The following is an 18,545-nucleotide window of genomic DNA, read 5'->3' as shown; positions in this document are numbered from 1 at the left end:
GTCGTGAGGACGCGATACTCAAAATCATCCTCACTTCTTTTCCATAGATGCACAAGTTCACAGAAAACTTTATATTTTTACAGATATTATTCGTTCTGACACTACGAAAAACCTCTTTTTCTTTCTTACATACAAAAGAATCTGTGATTATCTTTTTATCACGTAAAAATACAAATGACTCACTCCATTTTATTGGAGAGTATTAAAGATTTGCTGATAATTAGTGCGATTAATTTCCAAAGGGTGCTCTTTATTGGCAACTTGTAACATTTCTAACTTTAGATCTTCTCTTATCATCATATCTATATTAGCACGAATATGAGGTAAGAGGGTATTAGGAGTGATATCTTGAGGCATGGTTACAGTCTTTATTTGATATACAATACGGTTTGTTGTAACTGGACCTTTTACTATGCCATAATGACCTTTTGGAGCAGAAAATAATGCTTTAACACCTTCAAGACCCAAAATTTCAGATGGATCTTGGCGTCGTAGAGCTTGTGTTGTTTGTTTTATGACACCAAGTGTATGGGCAAGAGAAATAAGACTTTTCCCTTCAGTGAGTTGTTTGAGAGCACTTTGGGCTTTTTCGTCAAGCAGGCGTTGAATTTCTTCACTTTTCCATTGAGAAAGAACATCTTTCTTGGTTTCTTCAAGTGTTCTATCGCGGGCGGGGATGATTTTATCTACCCTATACCAGAGATAGCCATCTTTTTGAAGAAAAAGAGGATCAAGGTCGACTCCTTCATTTGCTTGATAAATGGCATTTAGTACAACATCTTTTTGGGGTAAATCAGTGATTATTGTACCTTCGATTGTTTTTCCTGTTTTATCAAGAGTGATTGTCCGAAGAGATAATTTATATTGATCAGCAAGTTCTTTAAGAGAAGCGCCTTCAAAACGGGCATTTTCAATCGCTGTATAATTATTACGCATGATATCTATAGCACGACTTTGGGCAAGTGTTTGTCGAATATTTTTTTCGGCCTTTTCAAAAGGAAGAGAGACTGAAGGTTCAATATGTATGACGCGAACGATAACAGGACCTTGTAAATCATTGATTATAGCACTGATTTGGCCTTGTTTAAGTTCAAAAACATCAGATGCTAGATGACTAGGGAGTTCACTTTCTGTGAAAGGCCCTTTTTTTATCTCACTAAGAGTTTTGTGCTCAGCTTCAACTAACGCCTCAAAACTCAATCCATCAGCTATTTTTTTTGCTGCATTATCGGCAGCTTCGCGGGTAGGGAATCGCAATTCTTCAATGGTACGTTTTTCAGGAATCATAAAACGTGAAGTATTTTGAGTATAATAAGCTTTAGTTTCATCTTCCGAAATATTTTCAGGTTTCACAATATCAGATGATGTCATAGATAACAAAGAAACAGTACGGTATTCGGGAGCACGAAACTCATTTTTATGTGCTTCAAACCACTTTTGCAATGTTTCTTGATCAGGGTTAGAAATTGTTCCTTTTTCTTTTAAATCAATAACGAGATAATCAGCAGTACGGGTTTCTCCTTGATAAAGAGCAAGGGCTTTATAGAAGAGGTTTGGAGCCTTCATTCCAGACAACGAAGCCGAAATGAGCTGGTTACGCTTTTCGTTTTGCGTGTAATAATCAAGAAAATTACTTTCGCTAACACGTAACTGCTTAAGATAATTACGAAACAAATTTTGATCAAAGATACCATTTGTTTGAAACATATTATCAGCACTCAAAATACGAGCTATTGCATCTTTTGAAAGACTAATTTTCATTTTACGTACCTGTTCATCAAACAGTACATCGTGTTGTAATTTATTAAAAACAAAAGCGGGGATTTTATATTGCTGCATTTCATTTGGTGTAAACATTCGTCCAATATGAGATGCAAGCGCTAAACGTGTGCTTTGATCAACCAGTGAAAGACGATAATCATCAACAGTTATTGTGGATTTTCCAGAAGTAATAAGGTCTTTTTCCCTCTTTGTGTGTAATTGTGGTATTCCCCACAAAAGGATGAAACATAAGAGCAAAATAGCAAGGAAAATTCTAGAAACCCAAGAATTTGCAGCATTTCTTAAGACGTCAAGCATCGTTCAATTCCATTTTTAACATGAATTACTATCAAAGCAGTGATGGAATTTGCAATAAAGAAATAAAAGATGCAAGCTTAAAGACTTGCTTTCATTTTATAATTTGGTACCTAAAGACAAATAATGTGTTGTGATAGTTTTTGAGGTGAAAATATGTCTCCAAATATTCGGCCGTTTATCGCTGGAAATTGGAAAATGAATGGAACAGGTGAATCACTTGGAGAATTGCGTGCCATTGCGGCTGGCGTGAGCTCTGATTTAGGCCGTTTATTTGAAGCACTTATTTGTGTTCCCGCAACACTTTTATCACGTGCTTCTGATGCATTGGGTGGTGAAACCCTCCTTTTAGGGGGGCAAAATTGTCATTTTGATGATCATGGACCTTATACTGGAGATATTTCAGCTTTTATGCTAAAAGAAGCAGGAGCAAGTCATGTCATTATTGGGCATTCGGAACGTCGCACAGTTTACCAAGAAAATGATGCAATTATTTGTGCAAAAGTGCAAGCGGCGTGGCGAGCGGGCCTTGTTGCTCTTGTTTGTATTGGTGAAACATTGGAGGAGCGCAAAAATAACAAAGTCTTGGATATTCTCACACGCCAGCTTGATGGTTCTTTGCCAGATGATGCAACCGCAGAGAATATCATTATCGCTTATGAGCCTATATGGGCTATAGGTACGGGCAATACGGCTACTGCGGCCGATGTAGCGCAAGTGCATAATTTTATTCGTGATAAAATGCATTCTCGTTTTGGTAATGAAGGGAACAAGATGCGATTGCTCTATGGGGGATCAGTAAAGCCATCTAATGCTTTTGAGCTTTTGAGTACTGATCATGTTAATGGTGCTTTGATAGGTGGAGCAAGCTTAAAAGCAACTGAGTTTTTAACTATTTGCGATGTTTATCGTAAATTATAACAGAAGAATCTTGGTTTCCCCTTGGATTATGCGTTATTTACGTGTAAATAGCCATGAAAAGTTATTTGAAGAGCAGGATTTATGCAAACAGTACTTATTATTATCCATTTTTTGATCGTTATACTTTTGGTTGGTGTTATCTTAATTCAACCTTCAGAGGGAGGCGGTCTTACTGCAAATAGTGGTTCTGGGTTAATGAGAACACGTGGATCTAAGAATCCATTAACGCGTTTGACCGCTATTTTGGCATGTTGTTTTTTTGCAGCGTCCATAGGCCTTACCGTAGTGAGTAATATATCAAATTCCAGTTCTGATATTCTCAAGCGTATTCCGGCGAATTTAGAACAAAACTCTACAAATAAAGGAACGCCAGAAACAGCACCATCATCGGATGATAAATCTCAACCTTCTATTCTTGAACAGCTAGGAGGTGTTTCAACGCCGACTCAAGAGCAAAAGCAGCCTACAAATCCTGCAACAGAAAATCCTGTACCACCGGCCCTTGAAAGTCCGATACCAGAAAGTGATACAAAGTAGTTTTTTCAAAAGAAGATAAATTTTTAAAAGGTGATTTTTTCACCTTTTTTATTTTAGAGAAGAAAACAGTTTATTGTTGCATTTTTTGCTGGAAAAATTGTTATAAACTGCTTATCACCATAAGCCCATGGCACGTTATATTTTTATTACTGGTGGTGTGGTTTCTTCTCTTGGAAAGGGCATCGCTGCGGCAGCGTTAGCTGCGTTATTACAAGCTCGTGGGTACCGTGTAAGGCTTCGTAAACTTGATCCTTATTTGAATGTTGATCCAGGTACGATGTCACCTTATCAACATGGTGAGGTATTTGTGACTGACGATGGAGCAGAAACGGATCTTGACCTTGGCCATTATGAGCGTTTTACTGGGCGTTCTGCAAATAGCCAAGATAATATCACAACAGGGCGTATTTATCGTAATATCATTGAGCGAGAACGACGCGGTGATTATTTAGGGGCAACCGTTCAGGTTATTCCTCATGTTACCGATGAAATTAAGAAATTTATTACTAGCGGGAACGAAGAATTTGACTTTGTTTTGTGTGAAATAGGAGGAACGGTTGGTGACATTGAAGCGATGCCTTTTTTAGAAGCGATTCGTCAGCTTCATAATGAGTTACCAAGCCATAATGTTGTTTATCTACACCTGACATTAATGCCTTATATTCCTTCGGCGGGTGAATTAAAAACCAAACCAACACAACATTCTGTTAAAGAATTACAATCAATTGGTATTGCACCTGATATTTTGTTGGTGCGTGCAGATCGACCTATTCCAGAAACAGAGCGAAGTAAATTATCACTTTTTTGTAATGTTCGTCAGAATGCTGTTATTCAAGCATTGGATATGCCAACAATTTATGATGTTCCCATAGCATATCATAAAGAAGGGTTAGATTCAGAAGTTCTTTCTGCTTTTGGCATGGAACCAACACCTAAGCCAAAAATGGAGCGTTGGGAAGATATTACACATAGAATGCATCATCCTGAAGGGGAAGTGACAATTGCCGTTGTTGGAAAATATATCGGATTAAAGGATGCTTATAAATCCCTTACAGAAGCAATTGCCCATGGTGGTTTAGCCAATAAAGTAAAGGTTAATATTGAGTGGCTTGATGCGGAGCTTTTTGAAAAAGAAGATCCTACATCCGCGTTACACAAAGTGCATGGGATTTTGGTTCCTGGTGCTTTTGGGGCGCGTGGTGCAGAAGGAAAGATTCGCGCAATTCAATTTGCTAGGGAACATAAAGTTCCGTTTTTCGGCATTTGTTTTGGCATGCAATTAGCTTGTATAGAAGTTGCGCGCAATATTGCACAGATTGAGAATGCTTCATCAAGTGAACTTTGTGAAACCGAAAATCCGATTGTAGGTTTGATGAGGGAATGGCTCAAAGGGGATGTTCTTGAGAAACGTGCACAATGTGGTAACCTTGGTGGTACCATGCGCCTTGGTGCTTTTGCTGCTGAGTTAAAAGAAAAGAGTCAAATTGCCAAAATTTATGGGATGACAAGGATTTATGAACGGCATCGTCATCGCTATGAGGTGAATATTGATTATAAAGATACGCTAGAACAGTGTGGTTTGATTTTTTCTGGTATGTCTCCTGATGGTATTTTACCAGAAGCAGTAGAATATACAGATCATCCATGGTTTATTGGTGTTCAATATCATCCAGAGTTAAAATCACGTCCATTTGATCCACATCCACTTTTTTCTTCTTTTATTGAAGCCACTGTAGAACAAAGTCGATTGGTTTAGTTGATAAATGAAGTTATTTGCTTTTTGAGGGATAAAATGTCTGAACCAGCTGCCCCAAATGCTCTTGTAAAAGTTGGAAATGTTGTTTTTTCAAATGAAACACATTTTTCATTAATTGCAGGACCATGTCAGATAGAAAGTAGAGACCATGCTTTTGAAATGGCTGGCCGAATTAAAACAATTACCGATCAAGTTGGTATCGGGTTTGTTTATAAGTCAAGTTACGATAAAGCCAACAGGACATCTTTGAACGCGGCACGTGGCGTTGGTCTTGAAAAAGCCATGGCTATTTTTTCTGATTTGAAAAAAGAATTTGATTGTCCGATCTTGACTGATGTGCATACAGAAGAGCAATGCACAATTGTTGCTTCCACAGTAGATATTTTGCAAATCCCTGCTTTTTTATGTCGTCAAACAGATCTTTTGATAGCAGCAGCTAAAACGGGACGTGTTATCAATATTAAAAAAGGTCAGTTTTTAGCGCCGTGGGATATGAAAAATGTTTTAAGAAAAGTCACACAAAGTGGTAATCCAAATGTTATGCTTTGTGAGCGAGGAACCTCATTTGGTTATAACAGGCTTATTTCTGACATGCGTTCATTACCTATTCTACGTTCATTTGGTGCTCCTGTTATCTTTGATGCAACACATTCTGTTCAAGAACCAGGTGGTCAAGGCGATTCATCTGGTGGACAGCGTCAATTTGTTGAAGTTTTGGCGCGCGCTGCTGTTTCGGTTGGGGTGGCAGGTATTTTTTTAGAAACGCATCAAGATCCCGATAATGCACCTTCTGATGGACCTAATATGGTTAAAATTGAGCATCTACAAAGATTGCTTGAGACTTTAATGGAATTTGATTATTTATCCAAAAGGGTTAATTAAATATACAATTATAGGGGATGTTGCATCATTATGGTGTTAAAAATAAATCGAGGGTTTTGTTGGATGAGGAAACGCACATGACTATAATTGTCGATATTATTGGACGTGAAGTGCTTGATAGCCGAGGGAATCCAACGGTAGAAGTTGATGTTCATTTGGAAGATGGAGCTTTTGGCCGTGCTCTTGTTCCCTCTGGTGCATCAACAGGTACTCATGAAGCTATTGAGCTTCGTGATGGTGGTATGCGTTATCAAGGAAAGGGTGTTGAGAAAGCGGTCTCTGCAATAAATGGCGAAATTCTTGAAGAACTTGGTGGACGAGATGCGAAAGATCAAATCGCCATTGATAAAGCAATGATTGCTTTGGATGGCACACCAAACAAAGCGCGTCTTGGTGCGAATGCACTTCTGGGTGTTTCATTGGCAGTTGCAAAAGCGGCAGCAAATTCATTAAGTTTGCCTTTATATCGTTATATTGGTGGTGCACATGCGCATGTTCTTCCCACACCTATGATGAATATTATTAACGGTGGTGTTCATGCTGATAACCCGATTGATTTTCAAGAATTTATGATTATTCCTGTAGGAGCGCCTACAGTGAAAGAAGCCATCCGCTATGGTGCTGAAATTTTTCATACCTTAAAAAAACGCTTACAAGACGCAGGTCATAATACCAATGTTGGTGATGAAGGTGGTTTTGCGCCACAGTTTAAAAGCGCAGAACAGGCAATTGATTTCATTATGGAATCTATTGTAGCGTGTGGATATCAAGCAGGTGAACAGATTGCTCTTGGTTTAGATTGTGCTGCAACCGAATTTTATAAAGATGGTTCGTATTTTTATAAAGGTGAGAGTAAATGTCGTGATGTGGGGGAACAGGTAGATTATTTAGCGCGACTTGTTGAAACTTATCCCATTATTACCATTGAGGATGGGATGGCTGAGGATGATTGGCAAGGTTGGAAGTTACTTACGAATTCGATTGGTGCAAAATGTCAGCTTGTTGGAGATGATTTATTTGTAACAAATTCTACACGTTTGCGCGATGGTATCAAAATGGGAGCCGCCAATTCTATTCTTATCAAAGTAAATCAGATTGGTACGTTGAGTGAAACGCTTAATGCTGTAGAAACAGCGCATAAAGCAGGTTATCGTGCCATTATATCTCATCGTTCAGGTGAAACAGAAGATTCTTTTATTGCAGATCTTGCTGTTGCAACGAATTGTGGACAGATTAAAACGGGTTCACTTGCACGCTCAGACAGATTAGCAAAATATAATCAACTCATTCGTATTGAAGAAATGCTAGGTAATCAGGCATATTATGCTGGTCGTTTGCATCGTTGATCGTGATGAACATAAAATTTGAAATTATGATATCATTGGGATTGTAAGTTTAATTGTGGGAGAAAGGGGGGCAAAGATTTTATAGGTGTTAAAAGATGAGAGGTATAATTATCAGTCAAGATCAGGGAACTTATCTCGTTTCTGGGGATGATGGTAGGCGTTATCAATTTGCGACTTGGGATTGGCTAGGAAAAAATCCACCAAGAGTAGGTGATAACATTGATTTTGTCTGTGAAGGGGATAATGTTAATTCTGTTTTTCCATTGTTACAGCAAGATACAGAGCCTTCAAAGCCAATGTTATCGCTCATTTGTTGGGTCTCTGGTGTATTTGGTGTTCATCGTTTTATGGTTGGTAAAGTGAAAACTGGTGCTTTAATGCTTGTTCTCTCTTTAACACTTGTGGGCTTGATGATTACAGGGATTTGGACAATTGTTGACTTTATAGTCATTATCGCAGGAAAATTTACTGACAAAGATGGGAAGCAAATTACACGTTGGTAGAAATTTTTCATTACAAATAAAATATAAAGAGCAAATAATATTATTTACTTTTTTACAGTAAATGTATCAAATGCGTAGTAAAAAAATCGCTTTAGTGTGTATCTTTGTTAAGATATTAAGAAAATTATGCACAATTGACATAAGAATGTAGAGAAAAATTTTGCATATTTTATATGAATAAGGTAATAGTGCAAATCAGTTAGTGTGTTTTGTACTATTATTTTATAGCGGTGGGAAATTTAAGGTCATTGGGAGAAATTTTAAGCTATTTTCATTGTCATGTTTATTTTGTGAGTACAGCTTGTGTTCCTCTTTTGGGCCAACAACCATCAGAACAACCACAAGCGATAGTGGCGATTGTTTGTTGATTTTTTTGGTTTATTGGGGATTCATCGCTTCATGGTTGGTAAAGTTGGAACGGGTGTTTTAATGCTTATTCTGTCTCTATCAGTTATTGAGTTGGCTGTGACTTTGATTTGGCACGTCATTGATCTTATATTTATTTTAACAGGAAAATTTACTGACAAAGATGGGAATAGAGTCACAAATTAGTGAAGAGCGAATATTAATATAAAAGTAGATAATATGGCATAGCTTTATTATGGCGTGGTCGCTCAGCATATAATAACAAATCATTTGCACGTTGTAGATTTAGTAATGAGGTATTAATCAAAATTATGCATAGTCGGGCAAGATATTAAGAAGATTTTTCTATAAAGACTGTGCTATTATATGTGGACAAAGCAGAAACGCAGATCAGCCAAAGTGCGCCTTGTGCTCCCAATTATGACGGTGGGAGTGTTGAGCTATTTCAGTTATCATATTTACCATGGTGAGTATGGATTGTATTCGCGCAGTGAAGTTAATCAATATATTGTAGAATTAGAAGAAGAACTTCATAAAGTAGAATCTGAGCGGATGTCTATCGAAAAGCGTATTGCTCTTTTACGTAACGGGCACATTGAAAAAGATATGTTAGATGAGTATATTCGGAAAAATTTAAATTTTTCCAAGCCAAATGAGCTAACAATCCTAACACCTTGAAAATGATGTTAAAATTCAATGGAAAGTCACTCAGTTTTAAAAAATATTTTAAAACAACTGTCTGTGATAGCATTTGAGCTGATTGATAATGCTTGTAACTTTTGTTCGTAACGGTTATTCCTAAACAATCATAAAAGGGAGTTTAGTATGGCAGAAAAATCTAAAAAAGGTTCTGCATCAGTGGTGCACACTGCATTATCAAACGCCACAAAGAGAGCACCAATAGCGCATTTTACAAAAAAAGAAGAAATTGATGCTTATCGTGAGATGCTTTTAATTCGTCGCTTTGAAGAAAAGGCGGGGCAGCTTTATGGTATGGGGTTTATTGGTGGGTTTTGTCATCTCTATATTGGGCAAGAAGCTGTTGTTATTGGAACATTGCAGGCTGCAAAAGAAGGTGATCAGGTTATCACGTCTTACCGTGATCATGGACATATGTTGGCGGTTGGTATGAGCCCTCGTGGTGTCATGGCAGAATTAACGGGGCGTCGGGGTGGCTTTTCTAAGGGGAAAGGGGGATCGATGCATATGTTTTCAAAAGAAAAGAATTTTTATGGTGGGCATGGCATTGTTGGTGCCCAAGTTCCAATTGGCTCTGGGTTAGCATTTTCGAATCAGTACCTTGGTAAAGACAATGTGACATTGGTATATTTTGGTGATGGTGCTGCCAATCAGGGACAGGTTTACGAAAGTTTTAATATGGCTTCGCTTTGGAAGCTTCCTGTTATTTATATTATTGAAAATAATCAGTATGCTATGGGAACATCCGTTGCGCGTGCATCGGCAGAAACTGATTTTTCTCGTCGTGGTCTTTCTTTTGAAATTCCAGGTATTGTTGTTGACGGTATGGATATTCGAGCAGTAAGAGGGGCTGCTGATGAAGCGATTTCTTGGGCACGCTCAGGAAAAGGACCAATTATTCTCGATATGCAAACTTATCGTTATCGTGGTCACTCCATGTCTGATCCAGCAAAATATCGCTCAAAAGAAGAGGTTCAAAAAATAAAAGAAGAACACGATCCTATTGATCAAGTAAAGAATCGGATTCTTGAACAGGGTTTTGCCAGTGAAGACGATTTAAAATCTATTGATAAAGAGGTACGTGCAATTGTTGCGGATGCGGCAGATTTTGCACAACTTGATCAAGAGCCAGATGCTTCTGAGCTCTATACTGATGTTTTAGTTTGATGCGAGGGAAGCAAGTATGTCTATTGATATTTTGATGCCTGCGCTTTCACCAACCATGGAAGAAGGTAAATTATCTAAATGGCTCAAGAAAGAAGGCGATAAAGTGAGCTCTGGTGATATTATTGCTGAGATTGAAACAGATAAAGCTATGATGGAAGTAGAGGCTGTCGACGAAGGTATTCTTGGTAAAATTTGTGTGCCTGAAGGTTCTGAAGGTGTAAAGGTTAACACCGTTATTGCAGTATTATTAGAAGAAGGTGAAACTGTTGAGGACATTTCACAAACGGATGATTCTCTGAGTATGCATAAAAAAATGGAGAACGATACTTCTTCTTTTTCTTCTTCAGTGCCACAACTTCCTCTTTTGAGTACTCTTCCTGATTTTGATATTCCAGCGGGGACAAAAATGATTACAATGACGGTGCGCGAAGCACTTAATCAGGCTATGTCTGAAGAAATGCGGCGTGATGAAAAGGTTTTCCTCATGGGGGAAGAGGTAGCGCAATATCAAGGTGCTTATAAGGTTAGTCAAGGTTTATTGGAAGAATTTGGTGCACGTCGCGTTATTGATACACCAATTACAGAACATGGTTTTGCAGGATTGGCTGTTGGTGCTGCTTTTGGGGGATTGCGTCCCATTGTCGAGTTTATGACATTTAATTTTGCCATGCAGGCGATTGATCAAATTATTAACTCTGCAGCGAAAACCCGCTACATGTCTGGTGGACAAATGACTGCTCCTATGGTTTTTCGTGGTCCTAATGGTGCGGCTGCGCGCGTTGGCGCTCAACATTCTCAGTGTTATGCTGCTTGGTATAGTCATGTTCCAGGTCTTAAAGTTGTTATGCCTTACAGTGCTGCCGATGCAAAGGGATTACTAAAAGCTGCTATTCGTGATGACAATCCCGTGATTTTCCTTGAAAACGAGATTTTATATGGTCATCAGTTTGATGTTCCTCAAATAGATGATTTTATTTTACCCATCGGGAAAGCGCGTATCCATAAATTGGGACAAGATGTCACGATTGTTGCTTGTGGGATTGGTATGCATTATGCGGTTCAAGCGTTGCCAGAAATTGAAAAACTTGGTATTGATGTTGAATTAATTGATTTACGAACTATTCGTCCGATGGATCTTCCAACAATTATTTCTTCAGTCAAAAAGACAGGTCGCTTGGTAACCATTGAGGAGGGGTATCCTCAGTCATCTGTTGGAACAGAAATAGCAACACGTGTTATGCAACAGGCTTTTGATTATCTTGATGCGCCAATTGCTACCATTTCTGGGAAAGATGTTCCGATGCCTTATGCTGCGAATCTTGAAAAGTTAGCTTTGCCTAGCACTTCTGAAATTGTTGAAGCCGTTAAGGCTGTGACTTATAGAGCATAATGGAGGAAAGCACTATGCCCATTAAAATTACCATGCCTGCGCTTTCTCCAACAATGGAAGAGGGAAATTTATCAAAATGGAATGTGAAGGTAGGAGATAAAGTTTCTTGTGGTGATGTTATTGCTGAAATTGAGACAGATAAAGCAACAATGGAAGTAGAAGCTGTTGATGAGGGAACAGTTGCCAAAATTGTCATTCCTGCTGGAACGCAAGGCGTCAAAGTAAATAGTTTAATTATCATTTTAGCAGAAGAAGATGAAGATTTAGCTGATGCGGTCAAAATTGCAGAAGAAAGTTCTTCTTCTTTTGCAATTAAGGGATCAGAGGGTTCAAAACAGACGGATTCAAAGACGACACAAATATCTCATGTGTCATCGGTTCAGCAAATAATACAGCAGGATAAAAAGGATAGGCGTCTTTTTGCTTCTCCTTTGGCGCGGCGATTAGCAGCTCAAGCTGGTCTTGATTTATCAGCTGTTTCTGGCAGTGGTCCCCACGGACGTATTATCAAACGCGATGTAGAAAAAGCCATGAGTGGTGATATTTTAATAACTTCTCCATCACAAACTAGCCCCTTGGCTGGGGTAGGTTCATCTGACGAACAGATACTGAAGCTCTTCAAAGAGGACGAATACACATTCACATCTCATAATAATATGCGTAAAACAATCGCCAAACGTTTGGTTGAATCAAAACAGACCGTACCGCATTTTTATGTGACAGTGGACTGTGAGCTCGATGCCTTATTAGAACTGCGTGCGCAATTGAATGCTGCTGCACCAATGATTAAAACGCAAGACGGGTCTAAGCCTGCTTATAAGCTTTCCGTTAATGATATGGTTATTAAAGCTGTAGCACTTTCTTTGAAAGCTCTTCCCGATGCTAATGTTTCTTGGCTTGAAGGTGGAATACTGCATCATAAATATTGTGATGTTGGAGTGGCTGTTTCTGTTCCAGAGGGATTAATTACACCAATTGTTCGCCATGCAGAGGAAAAATCTTTATCAATGATTTCTAATGAGATGAAGGATTTTGCAAAACGTGCACGTGAGCGCAAGTTAAAAATGGAAGAATATCAGGGAGGGACGACGGCTGTATCAAATATGGGGATGTATGGTGTAAAAAGTTTTTCTGCTATTCTTAATCCGCCTCATGCGACGATTTTTGCTGTTGGTGCAGGTGAGCAACGTGCCATTGTTAAAAGTGGTACATTAGGGATTGCGAGCATCATGTCTGTTACACTTTCCGTTGATCATCGTGCTGTGGATGGTGCACTAGCAGCAGAGCTTGCACGAACTTTTAAGAAGATGATTGAGAATCCATTAACAATGCTCATTTGAGCTATTTAAAAGTGCTTCGCATAAATTGTTTGTATGCGTGATATGTTAAATGGTAAAAGCGGATTTAAAGAGTTTGAAGAGTGGTATTACTGCTGATTTTGTAAAGGCGTTTTATGTGAAGCTTAGAGTGAAGGACATAAGAAAATTTTGTCATATTGTTTTTTTAGTTTTAAGCTCAAAGAATATGTATCCGTTTTGTATATATCCATGGAGGGATTACTGTGGTAAATCTTTATGATGTAATTGTAATTGGATCTGGACCTGGCGGATATGTAACCGCAATTCGTGCGGCACAATGTGGTTTCAGGACTGCGATTGTGGAACGTGAGCATTTAGGTGGGATTTGCTTAAATTGGGGCTGTATTCCAACAAAAGCACTTTTGCGTTCAGCAGAAATAAAACATTTTACAGAACATGCGAAAAATTATGGTTTAAAGCTTAATGGTTCCATTGAAGTAAATATAAAAGATGTTGTGGCGCGTTCGCGCACAGTTTCAGGACGTTTAAATGCTGGCGTTGGTTTTTTGATGAAAAAAAACAAAATTGATATTATTTGGGGTGAAGCAAAACTTACCAAGGCCGCAAAAGGAAATCAGCTCGCAGAAATTTTGGTTTCTGCGTCTTCTAAACCGATTATGCAACCGCAAAATCCAGTGCCTAAAGGCACATTAGGAGAAGGGATTTATCAAGCAAAACATGTTATTATTGCAACGGGTGCACGTCCTTGTATCCTTCCTGGTATTGAACCAGATGGAAAGCGCATTTGGACTTATTTTGAAGCGATGATTCCACACACGATACCGAAATCACTTTTGGTCATGGGGTCTGGGGCAATTGGCATTGAGTTTGCCTCTTTTTATCATGATATGGGAGCAGAGGTCACTGTTGTTGAAATGATGCCTCACATCATGCCGGCTGAAGATATCGAAATCTCCACATTTGCTCGTAAACAGTTGGAGAGAAGAGGTATTCGCATTCTTAGCCAAGCAAAAGTAACAAAGGTTGCAAAAGCTACTGATTCTCTTACTGCACATATTGATGTGAAAGGTAAGACAGAAATGATTACAGCTGATCGATTGATTTCAGCTGTTGGGGTTCAGGGTAATATTGAAAATTTGGGACTAGAAACATTAGGTATAAAAACTGATCGTGGATGCATTTTGACCGATGAGTGGAGTTGGACAGGTGTAGAGGGTATCTATGCTATTGGTGATGTCGCTGGTCCACCTATGTTAGCACATAAAGCAGAAGAAGAAGGTGTGATATGCATTGAGCGTCTTGCAGGTTTGGAGAATGTTCATCCGCTTGATAAAAGAAAAATTCCAGGCTGTACATATTGTACACCGCAAGTTGCTTCCGTAGGGCTTTCGGAGGCAGCAGCAAAAGAAGCAGGTTATGATATACGTATTGGTCGTTATTCCTTTTCAGCGAATGGCAAAGCGATTGCTTTGGGTGAAGATCAAGGACTAGTGAAAACTATTTTTGATAAGAAGACGGGGCAGCTTCTTGGTGCACATATGGTAGGGGCAGAGGTCACAGAACTGATACAAGGTTTTGTCATTGCTATGAATTTGGAAACAACCGAGGAAGAATTGATGCATACTGTCTTTCCACATCCGACATTGTCGGAAATGATGAAAGAAAGTGTATTGGATGCTTATGGTCAAGTTTTGAATGCTTGATGACTGGATTGTATGAAAAACTTTGTGTTTAATTTTTCATTGGCGTTCCATATTGATAAGGCAAAGGCTTAAATGGTTACGGTTGTTGATAGAGTTACGAATAGACGTTTGCGTCATCCTGAGAAAGCACATCGTCCAGATACAAACATTCAAAAAAAACCAGATTGGATTCGTGTAAGAGCACCAACATCACAGGTATATAAGGAAACGCATGCTATTGTACGTGCTCATAAACTCGTAACCGTATGTGAAGAAGCAGGTTGTCCCAATATTGGTGAATGTTGGAGCCAGCGTCATGCCAGCTTTATGATTTTGGGTGAAATATGTACGCGGGCATGCGCGTTTTGCAACGTTGCAACAGGTATTCCACTTGCTGTTGATGAGAATGAGCCAGAACGCGTGGCAGATGCTGTTGCACGGATGGAATTAAAACACGTTGTTATTACATCGGTTGATCGGGATGATCTTGCTGATGGTGGTGCTGAGCATTTTGCGAAAGTTATTTATGCAATTCGTCGTAAAGCCCCCAAGACAACAATTGAAGTCCTCACACCTGATTTTCGTCATAAGGATGGAGCTTTGGAAATTGTTGTTTCTGCTAAACCTGATGTTTTTAATCATAATTTAGAGACAGTTCCTTCTAAATATTTAAAGGTTCGTCCAGGAGCGCGTTATTTTCATTCGATTCGTCTTTTGCAGCGCGTGAAAGAACTTGATCCAACGATTTTTACAAAGTCAGGAATTATGGTTGGACTTGGAGAAGAACGAAATGAAATTCTTCAATTGATGGATGATTTACGCTCTGCTGATGTTGACTTTATGACAATTGGGCAGTATTTGCAGCCTACACGAAAGCATCATCCAGTTATTCGTTTTGTAGCTCCTGAAGAGTTTGAGTCTTTTGCCAAGATTGGTAAAGTGAAGGGTTTTTTACATATGGCTTCCAATCCTTTGACCCGTTCATCACATCATGCAGGTGATGATTTTGCGATTTTGCAAAAGGCGCGTGATGAGAAATTTGCCTTACAGAGATAGTTATGCCGACTTTTACAACACATCGGCAGATTGCCCATAGTGCCCGTGAAATGTTTGATCTTGTCGCAGATATTGAACGCTATCCTGAATTCGTACCAATGTGTGAGGCTTTAATAATCCGTTCTCGCAAAGAATGTGAAGAAAAAACATTGCTTCTTGCTGATATGATTGTTGGTTATAAAGTTATTCGAGAAAATTTCACGACCCAAGTATTTCTTCAGCCGAAGAAAAATCTTATAGAGGTTAAATATATTGATGGTCCATTCAAATACCTTGAAAACCGTTGGGCCTTTCATGATATTGAGAACACCAATTCATGTAATGTAGAATTTTTTATTGATTATGAATTCAAAAGTAAAATGCTTAAGTTGGTGATGGGCTCAATGTTTGACATTGCTTTTCACAGATTTACCGATGCTTTCGAAATGCGTGCACATCAAATTTATGGATCTCCGATAACATAATTCATTCAGTTGATATTTTTGCATAATACTGGCTGCATATCATATAGTTACTGCATTTGTAATGACATGAAGTCTGGAAAACCAATGTAGAAAGTTTCATTGGAGAGATTGCAAAATCATTTTCAAAGCATTTTCAACGGCTGCATAACGAATAGTTTTACGATCAAGATTGCCAAAGCGCATTTCTTTATGGATGGTGCTGTGATTTTTGTAAGCGACAGCGAAATGCACAAGCCCCACAGGTTTATCAAGAGAGGCTCCTTTGGGTCCTGCAATTCCTGTTACAGAAACGGAAATTCCAGCGTATGAATGTTTTAATCCACCCTCTGCCATTGCAAGAGCAACTTCTTTTGAAACAGCACCATAGGTTTTTATAAGTTCAGCATCTACGCCAACAAGACGTGTTTTGGCTTCATTTGAATAAACAACAAACCCACAATCGAGTACATCGGATGATCCTGCAATATTGGTGAGGTTTGCAGCAATGAGCCCCCCTGTGCAAGATTCAACAGTTGTTAAAAGCAAACCTTTTTGGCGGCAAGCTTTAAGGACCTCAGCTGCTTGTTTTTCACAAAAATATGTCATTTGGGAATTTGTCCTGGATAAAGGACGCTTACTGTTGCAAAGGCAGCAATACCTTCACTACGACCTATAAATCCAAGTTTTTCATTTGTTGTTGCTTTGATGGAGATTCGATCGGATGAAATGGTGAGTATATTCATAAGATTTTCTATCATTGCACGACGATATAGGCTGATTTTAGGTTCTTCGGCGATCAGTGTAATATCAACATTAGCAATACGACCACTTGCTTGTTTAACAAGATCAAGAGCATGACGGAGAAAAATTTCTGAAGATGCATCTTTCCATTGAGGATCAGAAGGGGGAAAATATGTACCGATATCTCCTGCTCCTTGCGTTGCAAGAAGAGCATCTGTTAATGCGTGAAGAGCGACATCAGCGTCGGAGTGTCCATGCAATTTTTTATGAAAAGGAATTTCTATACCACATAATATGAGAGCTGTTCCTTCTTCGAAGGCGTGAACATCATAGCCATTGCCAGTGCGGACATCAGGGAATATTTGCATTTTTTTCTGAAGATATAAATGTGCAGTATCAAAATCTTCGTACCATGTAATTTTTATATTGTTAGGATCACCAGGAACAGTACGCATAGGAATCCCAAACCATTCAGCGATAGCAGAATCATCAGTGAATTTTTTTTTACCATTTTGTTTCGCTTTTTCATGGGCAGCCAAGATATCTTTGAAGGGAAAACATTGGGGCGTTTGTGCATTATAAAGATGGCTGCGTGGAATTGTTTCTACAACATGATGCGTACTATTTACACGTTTGAGAGTGTCAGAGATAGCAAGAACAGGAAGAACACCTTCTTGGTTGGTGAGGCTGGTATGGATTTTCTCGAGGAGTTTATGTTCGATAAAGGGTCGTACACCATCATGAATATGCACATATTGGGGATTAAAATTTTTAAGTGCATGAAGCCCATGTAAGGTGGATATTTGACGTGTAGCACCTCCTTCAACGATGATGAGCTGTTCTTTAAAATTGGCGACAGCTTGCTCACAGATTTGATAGTCTTCAGGATGAATAACCAAGATAATTGTTGTGATAGCTGGATGCTGTAAAAAACAACGCACAGTATGACAAATAACCGGCTCCTGTCCAAGAATCCGGTATTGTTTTGGAATTTTTTGTGGAGATCCTGCTCGTTTCCCGCGTCCAGCGGCTAATATTATTGCTGCAATAGAAATATTTAATCTCCTTTTATTATTTAGTTTATTGTTTTATGACCATCACTTTTAAATGGCTTTTGAAAAGTTGGGCGTTTTAGATCCGCAAGAGATATGACTGATAATACGTCAAAAAAAGCATTTAATGCTTTTTGAAGTGCAGTATTTAAACCACAGAAATCGATCAATGGACAATGAGATTCTGTAGTATCGAAACATTCTGCCATAGAAAAATTATCTTCTGTTACTTTCACAACATCAGCTACCGAAATTTCTGTTGGGGGTTTAGCCAATTTAACACCTCCATTGCGTCCCCGCACTGTTTGTATAAAACCTGCTTCAACAAGTGGTTGAAGGATCTTAAATAAAAAAAGCTCGGAAACAGCGTAGGCTCTCGCAATTTCTGAAATACGACTGAGAGATTCTGGATTATCTGCACAGTACATGAGCATTCGGAGTGCATAATTTGTCTGTTTAGTTAACCGCATTTCATCTCCTCTCTAACTATCACCGGAAGCATTTTATTTGAAAAATATTTTGAAAATTAAAAGTTCTTTCTCTTTCTGATAAATTATCTCTCTATTTTAAATGCGGTACTGGACTTGTCAATTTTTGTTACAAGAGGTT

18 protein-coding genes are annotated in these 18,545 nt (G+C 38.7%); 14 read left to right on the top strand and 4 right to left on the bottom strand.

From position 1 onward, the window contains the following. Positions 1–189: 189 nt before the first annotated feature. Positions 190–2,079 carry a peptidyl-prolyl cis-trans isomerase gene (locus tag ABD917_RS02035; protein ID WP_345118429.1) on the bottom strand — a complete coding sequence of 630 codons (1,890 nt, stop codon included), beginning with the start codon at positions 2,077–2,079 and terminating at the stop codon, positions 190–192. 153 nt (positions 2,080–2,232) lie between these two features. Between ABD917_RS02035 and tpiA the strand changes: the two genes are divergently transcribed. The 14 genes from tpiA (at position 2,233) to ABD917_RS01965 (ending at position 16,164) form a co-directional block, all read left to right on the top strand. Then, positions 2,233–2,997, top strand: a complete 765-nt coding sequence (tpiA, locus tag ABD917_RS02030) for a triose-phosphate isomerase (protein WP_345118428.1) — start codon at positions 2,233–2,235, stop codon at positions 2,995–2,997. Between the two features lie 81 nt (positions 2,998–3,078). Next, positions 3,079–3,534, top strand: coding sequence for a preprotein translocase subunit SecG (secG, locus tag ABD917_RS02025; protein WP_345118427.1), 456 nt, complete (start codon positions 3,079–3,081; stop codon positions 3,532–3,534). Positions 3,535–3,661: 127 nt separating this feature from the next. After that, the gene (gene pyrG / locus ABD917_RS02020) at positions 3,662–5,290 is read left to right on the top strand and encodes a CTP synthase (protein WP_345118426.1); all 1,629 of its coding nucleotides are present in this window, start codon (positions 3,662–3,664) and stop codon (positions 5,288–5,290) included. Between the two features lie 36 nt (positions 5,291–5,326). Continuing rightward, positions 5,327–6,172, top strand: a complete 846-nt coding sequence (gene kdsA, locus ABD917_RS02015) for a 3-deoxy-8-phosphooctulonate synthase (RefSeq protein WP_345118425.1) — start codon at positions 5,327–5,329, stop codon at positions 6,170–6,172. A 77-nt stretch (positions 6,173–6,249) separates the two neighbouring features. Then, the gene (eno, locus tag ABD917_RS02010; RefSeq protein ID WP_345118424.1) at positions 6,250–7,518 is read left to right on the top strand and encodes a phosphopyruvate hydratase; all 1,269 of its coding nucleotides are present in this window, start codon (positions 6,250–6,252) and stop codon (positions 7,516–7,518) included. Between the two features lie 95 nt (positions 7,519–7,613). Then, positions 7,614–8,021 (top strand): TM2 domain-containing protein, encoded by a 408-nt coding sequence (locus ABD917_RS02005; RefSeq protein ID WP_345118423.1) that lies wholly within the window; start codon positions 7,614–7,616, stop codon positions 8,019–8,021. A gap of 399 nt (positions 8,022–8,420) precedes the next feature. After that, positions 8,421–8,573, top strand: coding sequence for a hypothetical protein (locus tag ABD917_RS02000; protein WP_345118422.1), 153 nt, complete (start codon positions 8,421–8,423; stop codon positions 8,571–8,573). Between the two features lie 180 nt (positions 8,574–8,753). Beyond that, the gene (locus ABD917_RS01995; protein ID WP_345118421.1) at positions 8,754–9,065 is read left to right on the top strand and encodes an FtsB family cell division protein; all 312 of its coding nucleotides are present in this window, start codon (positions 8,754–8,756) and stop codon (positions 9,063–9,065) included. Between the two features lie 147 nt (positions 9,066–9,212). Then, on the top strand, positions 9,213–10,253 hold the full coding sequence (pdhA, locus tag ABD917_RS01990; RefSeq protein WP_345118420.1) for a pyruvate dehydrogenase (acetyl-transferring) E1 component subunit alpha: 1,041 nt from the start codon (positions 9,213–9,215) through the stop codon (positions 10,251–10,253). 16 nt (positions 10,254–10,269) lie between these two features. Further along, complete coding sequence (locus ABD917_RS01985) at positions 10,270–11,643, top strand: pyruvate dehydrogenase complex E1 component subunit beta (protein WP_345118419.1); 1,374 nt, start codon at positions 10,270–10,272, stop codon at positions 11,641–11,643. A gap of 14 nt (positions 11,644–11,657) precedes the next feature. Continuing rightward, positions 11,658–12,983, top strand: coding sequence for a pyruvate dehydrogenase complex dihydrolipoamide acetyltransferase (locus tag ABD917_RS01980; protein ID WP_345118418.1), 1,326 nt, complete (start codon positions 11,658–11,660; stop codon positions 12,981–12,983). 221 nt (positions 12,984–13,204) lie between these two features. Continuing rightward, positions 13,205–14,665: a dihydrolipoyl dehydrogenase gene (gene lpdA / locus ABD917_RS01975; RefSeq protein WP_345118417.1), complete on the top strand. Its 1,461-nt coding sequence runs from the start codon at positions 13,205–13,207 to the stop codon at positions 14,663–14,665. A gap of 72 nt (positions 14,666–14,737) precedes the next feature. After that, positions 14,738–15,700, top strand: coding sequence for a lipoyl synthase (gene lipA / locus ABD917_RS01970; RefSeq protein WP_345118416.1), 963 nt, complete (start codon positions 14,738–14,740; stop codon positions 15,698–15,700). A 2-nt stretch (positions 15,701–15,702) separates the two neighbouring features. Beyond that, complete coding sequence (locus ABD917_RS01965; protein ID WP_345118415.1) at positions 15,703–16,164, top strand: type II toxin-antitoxin system RatA family toxin; 462 nt, start codon at positions 15,703–15,705, stop codon at positions 16,162–16,164. Positions 16,165–16,260: 96 nt separating this feature from the next. Here ABD917_RS01965 and ABD917_RS01960 read toward each other — a convergent pair whose 3' ends face one another. The 3 genes from ABD917_RS01960 to rirA are packed head-to-tail and all read right to left on the bottom strand — an operon-like array spanning position 16,261 to position 18,406. Beyond that, on the bottom strand, positions 16,261–16,749 hold the full coding sequence (locus tag ABD917_RS01960) for a CinA family protein (protein ID WP_345118414.1): 489 nt from the start codon (positions 16,747–16,749) through the stop codon (positions 16,261–16,263). Then, positions 16,746–17,939, bottom strand: coding sequence for a bifunctional 2-C-methyl-D-erythritol 4-phosphate cytidylyltransferase/2-C-methyl-D-erythritol 2,4-cyclodiphosphate synthase (locus ABD917_RS01955; RefSeq protein ID WP_345118624.1), 1,194 nt, complete (start codon positions 17,937–17,939; stop codon positions 16,746–16,748). The genes ABD917_RS01960 and ABD917_RS01955 overlap by 4 nt, the downstream gene beginning before the upstream one ends. Positions 17,940–17,959: 20 nt before the next feature. Continuing rightward, positions 17,960–18,406: an iron-responsive transcriptional regulator RirA gene (gene rirA, locus ABD917_RS01950; RefSeq protein ID WP_345118413.1), complete on the bottom strand. Its 447-nt coding sequence runs from the start codon at positions 18,404–18,406 to the stop codon at positions 17,960–17,962. Positions 18,407–18,545 lie beyond the last annotated feature (139 nt).

The sequence above is a fragment of the Bartonella pachyuromydis genome (genome assembly GCF_039543065.1).
GTDB classification, from domain to species: domain Bacteria; phylum Pseudomonadota; class Alphaproteobacteria; order Rhizobiales; family Rhizobiaceae; genus Bartonella; species Bartonella pachyuromydis.
Note: the sequence above shows the minus strand (reverse complement) of the source record. Positions and strands in the feature narration are given on the sequence as shown.

Coding starts and splice junctions, on each gene's coding strand:
- ABD917_RS02035 (WP_345118429.1), bottom strand. CDS start 2,079: ATGCTTGACGTCTTAAGAAATGCTGCAAATTCTTGGGTTTCTAGAATT.
- tpiA (WP_345118428.1), top strand. CDS start 2,233: ATGTCTCCAAATATTCGGCCGTTTATCGCTGGAAATTGGAAAATGAAT.
- secG (WP_345118427.1), top strand. CDS start 3,079: ATGCAAACAGTACTTATTATTATCCATTTTTTGATCGTTATACTTTTG.
- pyrG (WP_345118426.1), top strand. CDS start 3,662: ATGGCACGTTATATTTTTATTACTGGTGGTGTGGTTTCTTCTCTTGGA.
- kdsA (WP_345118425.1), top strand. CDS start 5,327: ATGTCTGAACCAGCTGCCCCAAATGCTCTTGTAAAAGTTGGAAATGTT.
- eno (WP_345118424.1), top strand. CDS start 6,250: ATGACTATAATTGTCGATATTATTGGACGTGAAGTGCTTGATAGCCGA.
- ABD917_RS02005 (WP_345118423.1), top strand. CDS start 7,614: ATGAGAGGTATAATTATCAGTCAAGATCAGGGAACTTATCTCGTTTCT.
- ABD917_RS02000 (WP_345118422.1), top strand. CDS start 8,421: ATGGTTGGTAAAGTTGGAACGGGTGTTTTAATGCTTATTCTGTCTCTA.
- ABD917_RS01995 (WP_345118421.1), top strand. CDS start 8,754: ATGTGGACAAAGCAGAAACGCAGATCAGCCAAAGTGCGCCTTGTGCTC.
- pdhA (WP_345118420.1), top strand. CDS start 9,213: ATGGCAGAAAAATCTAAAAAAGGTTCTGCATCAGTGGTGCACACTGCA.
- ABD917_RS01985 (WP_345118419.1), top strand. CDS start 10,270: ATGTCTATTGATATTTTGATGCCTGCGCTTTCACCAACCATGGAAGAA.
- ABD917_RS01980 (WP_345118418.1), top strand. CDS start 11,658: ATGCCCATTAAAATTACCATGCCTGCGCTTTCTCCAACAATGGAAGAG.
- lipA (WP_345118416.1), top strand. CDS start 14,738: ATGGTTACGGTTGTTGATAGAGTTACGAATAGACGTTTGCGTCATCCT.
- ABD917_RS01965 (WP_345118415.1), top strand. CDS start 15,703: ATGCCGACTTTTACAACACATCGGCAGATTGCCCATAGTGCCCGTGAA.
- ABD917_RS01960 (WP_345118414.1), bottom strand. CDS start 16,749: ATGACATATTTTTGTGAAAAACAAGCAGCTGAGGTCCTTAAAGCTTGC.
- rirA (WP_345118413.1), bottom strand. CDS start 18,406: ATGCGGTTAACTAAACAGACAAATTATGCACTCCGAATGCTCATGTAC.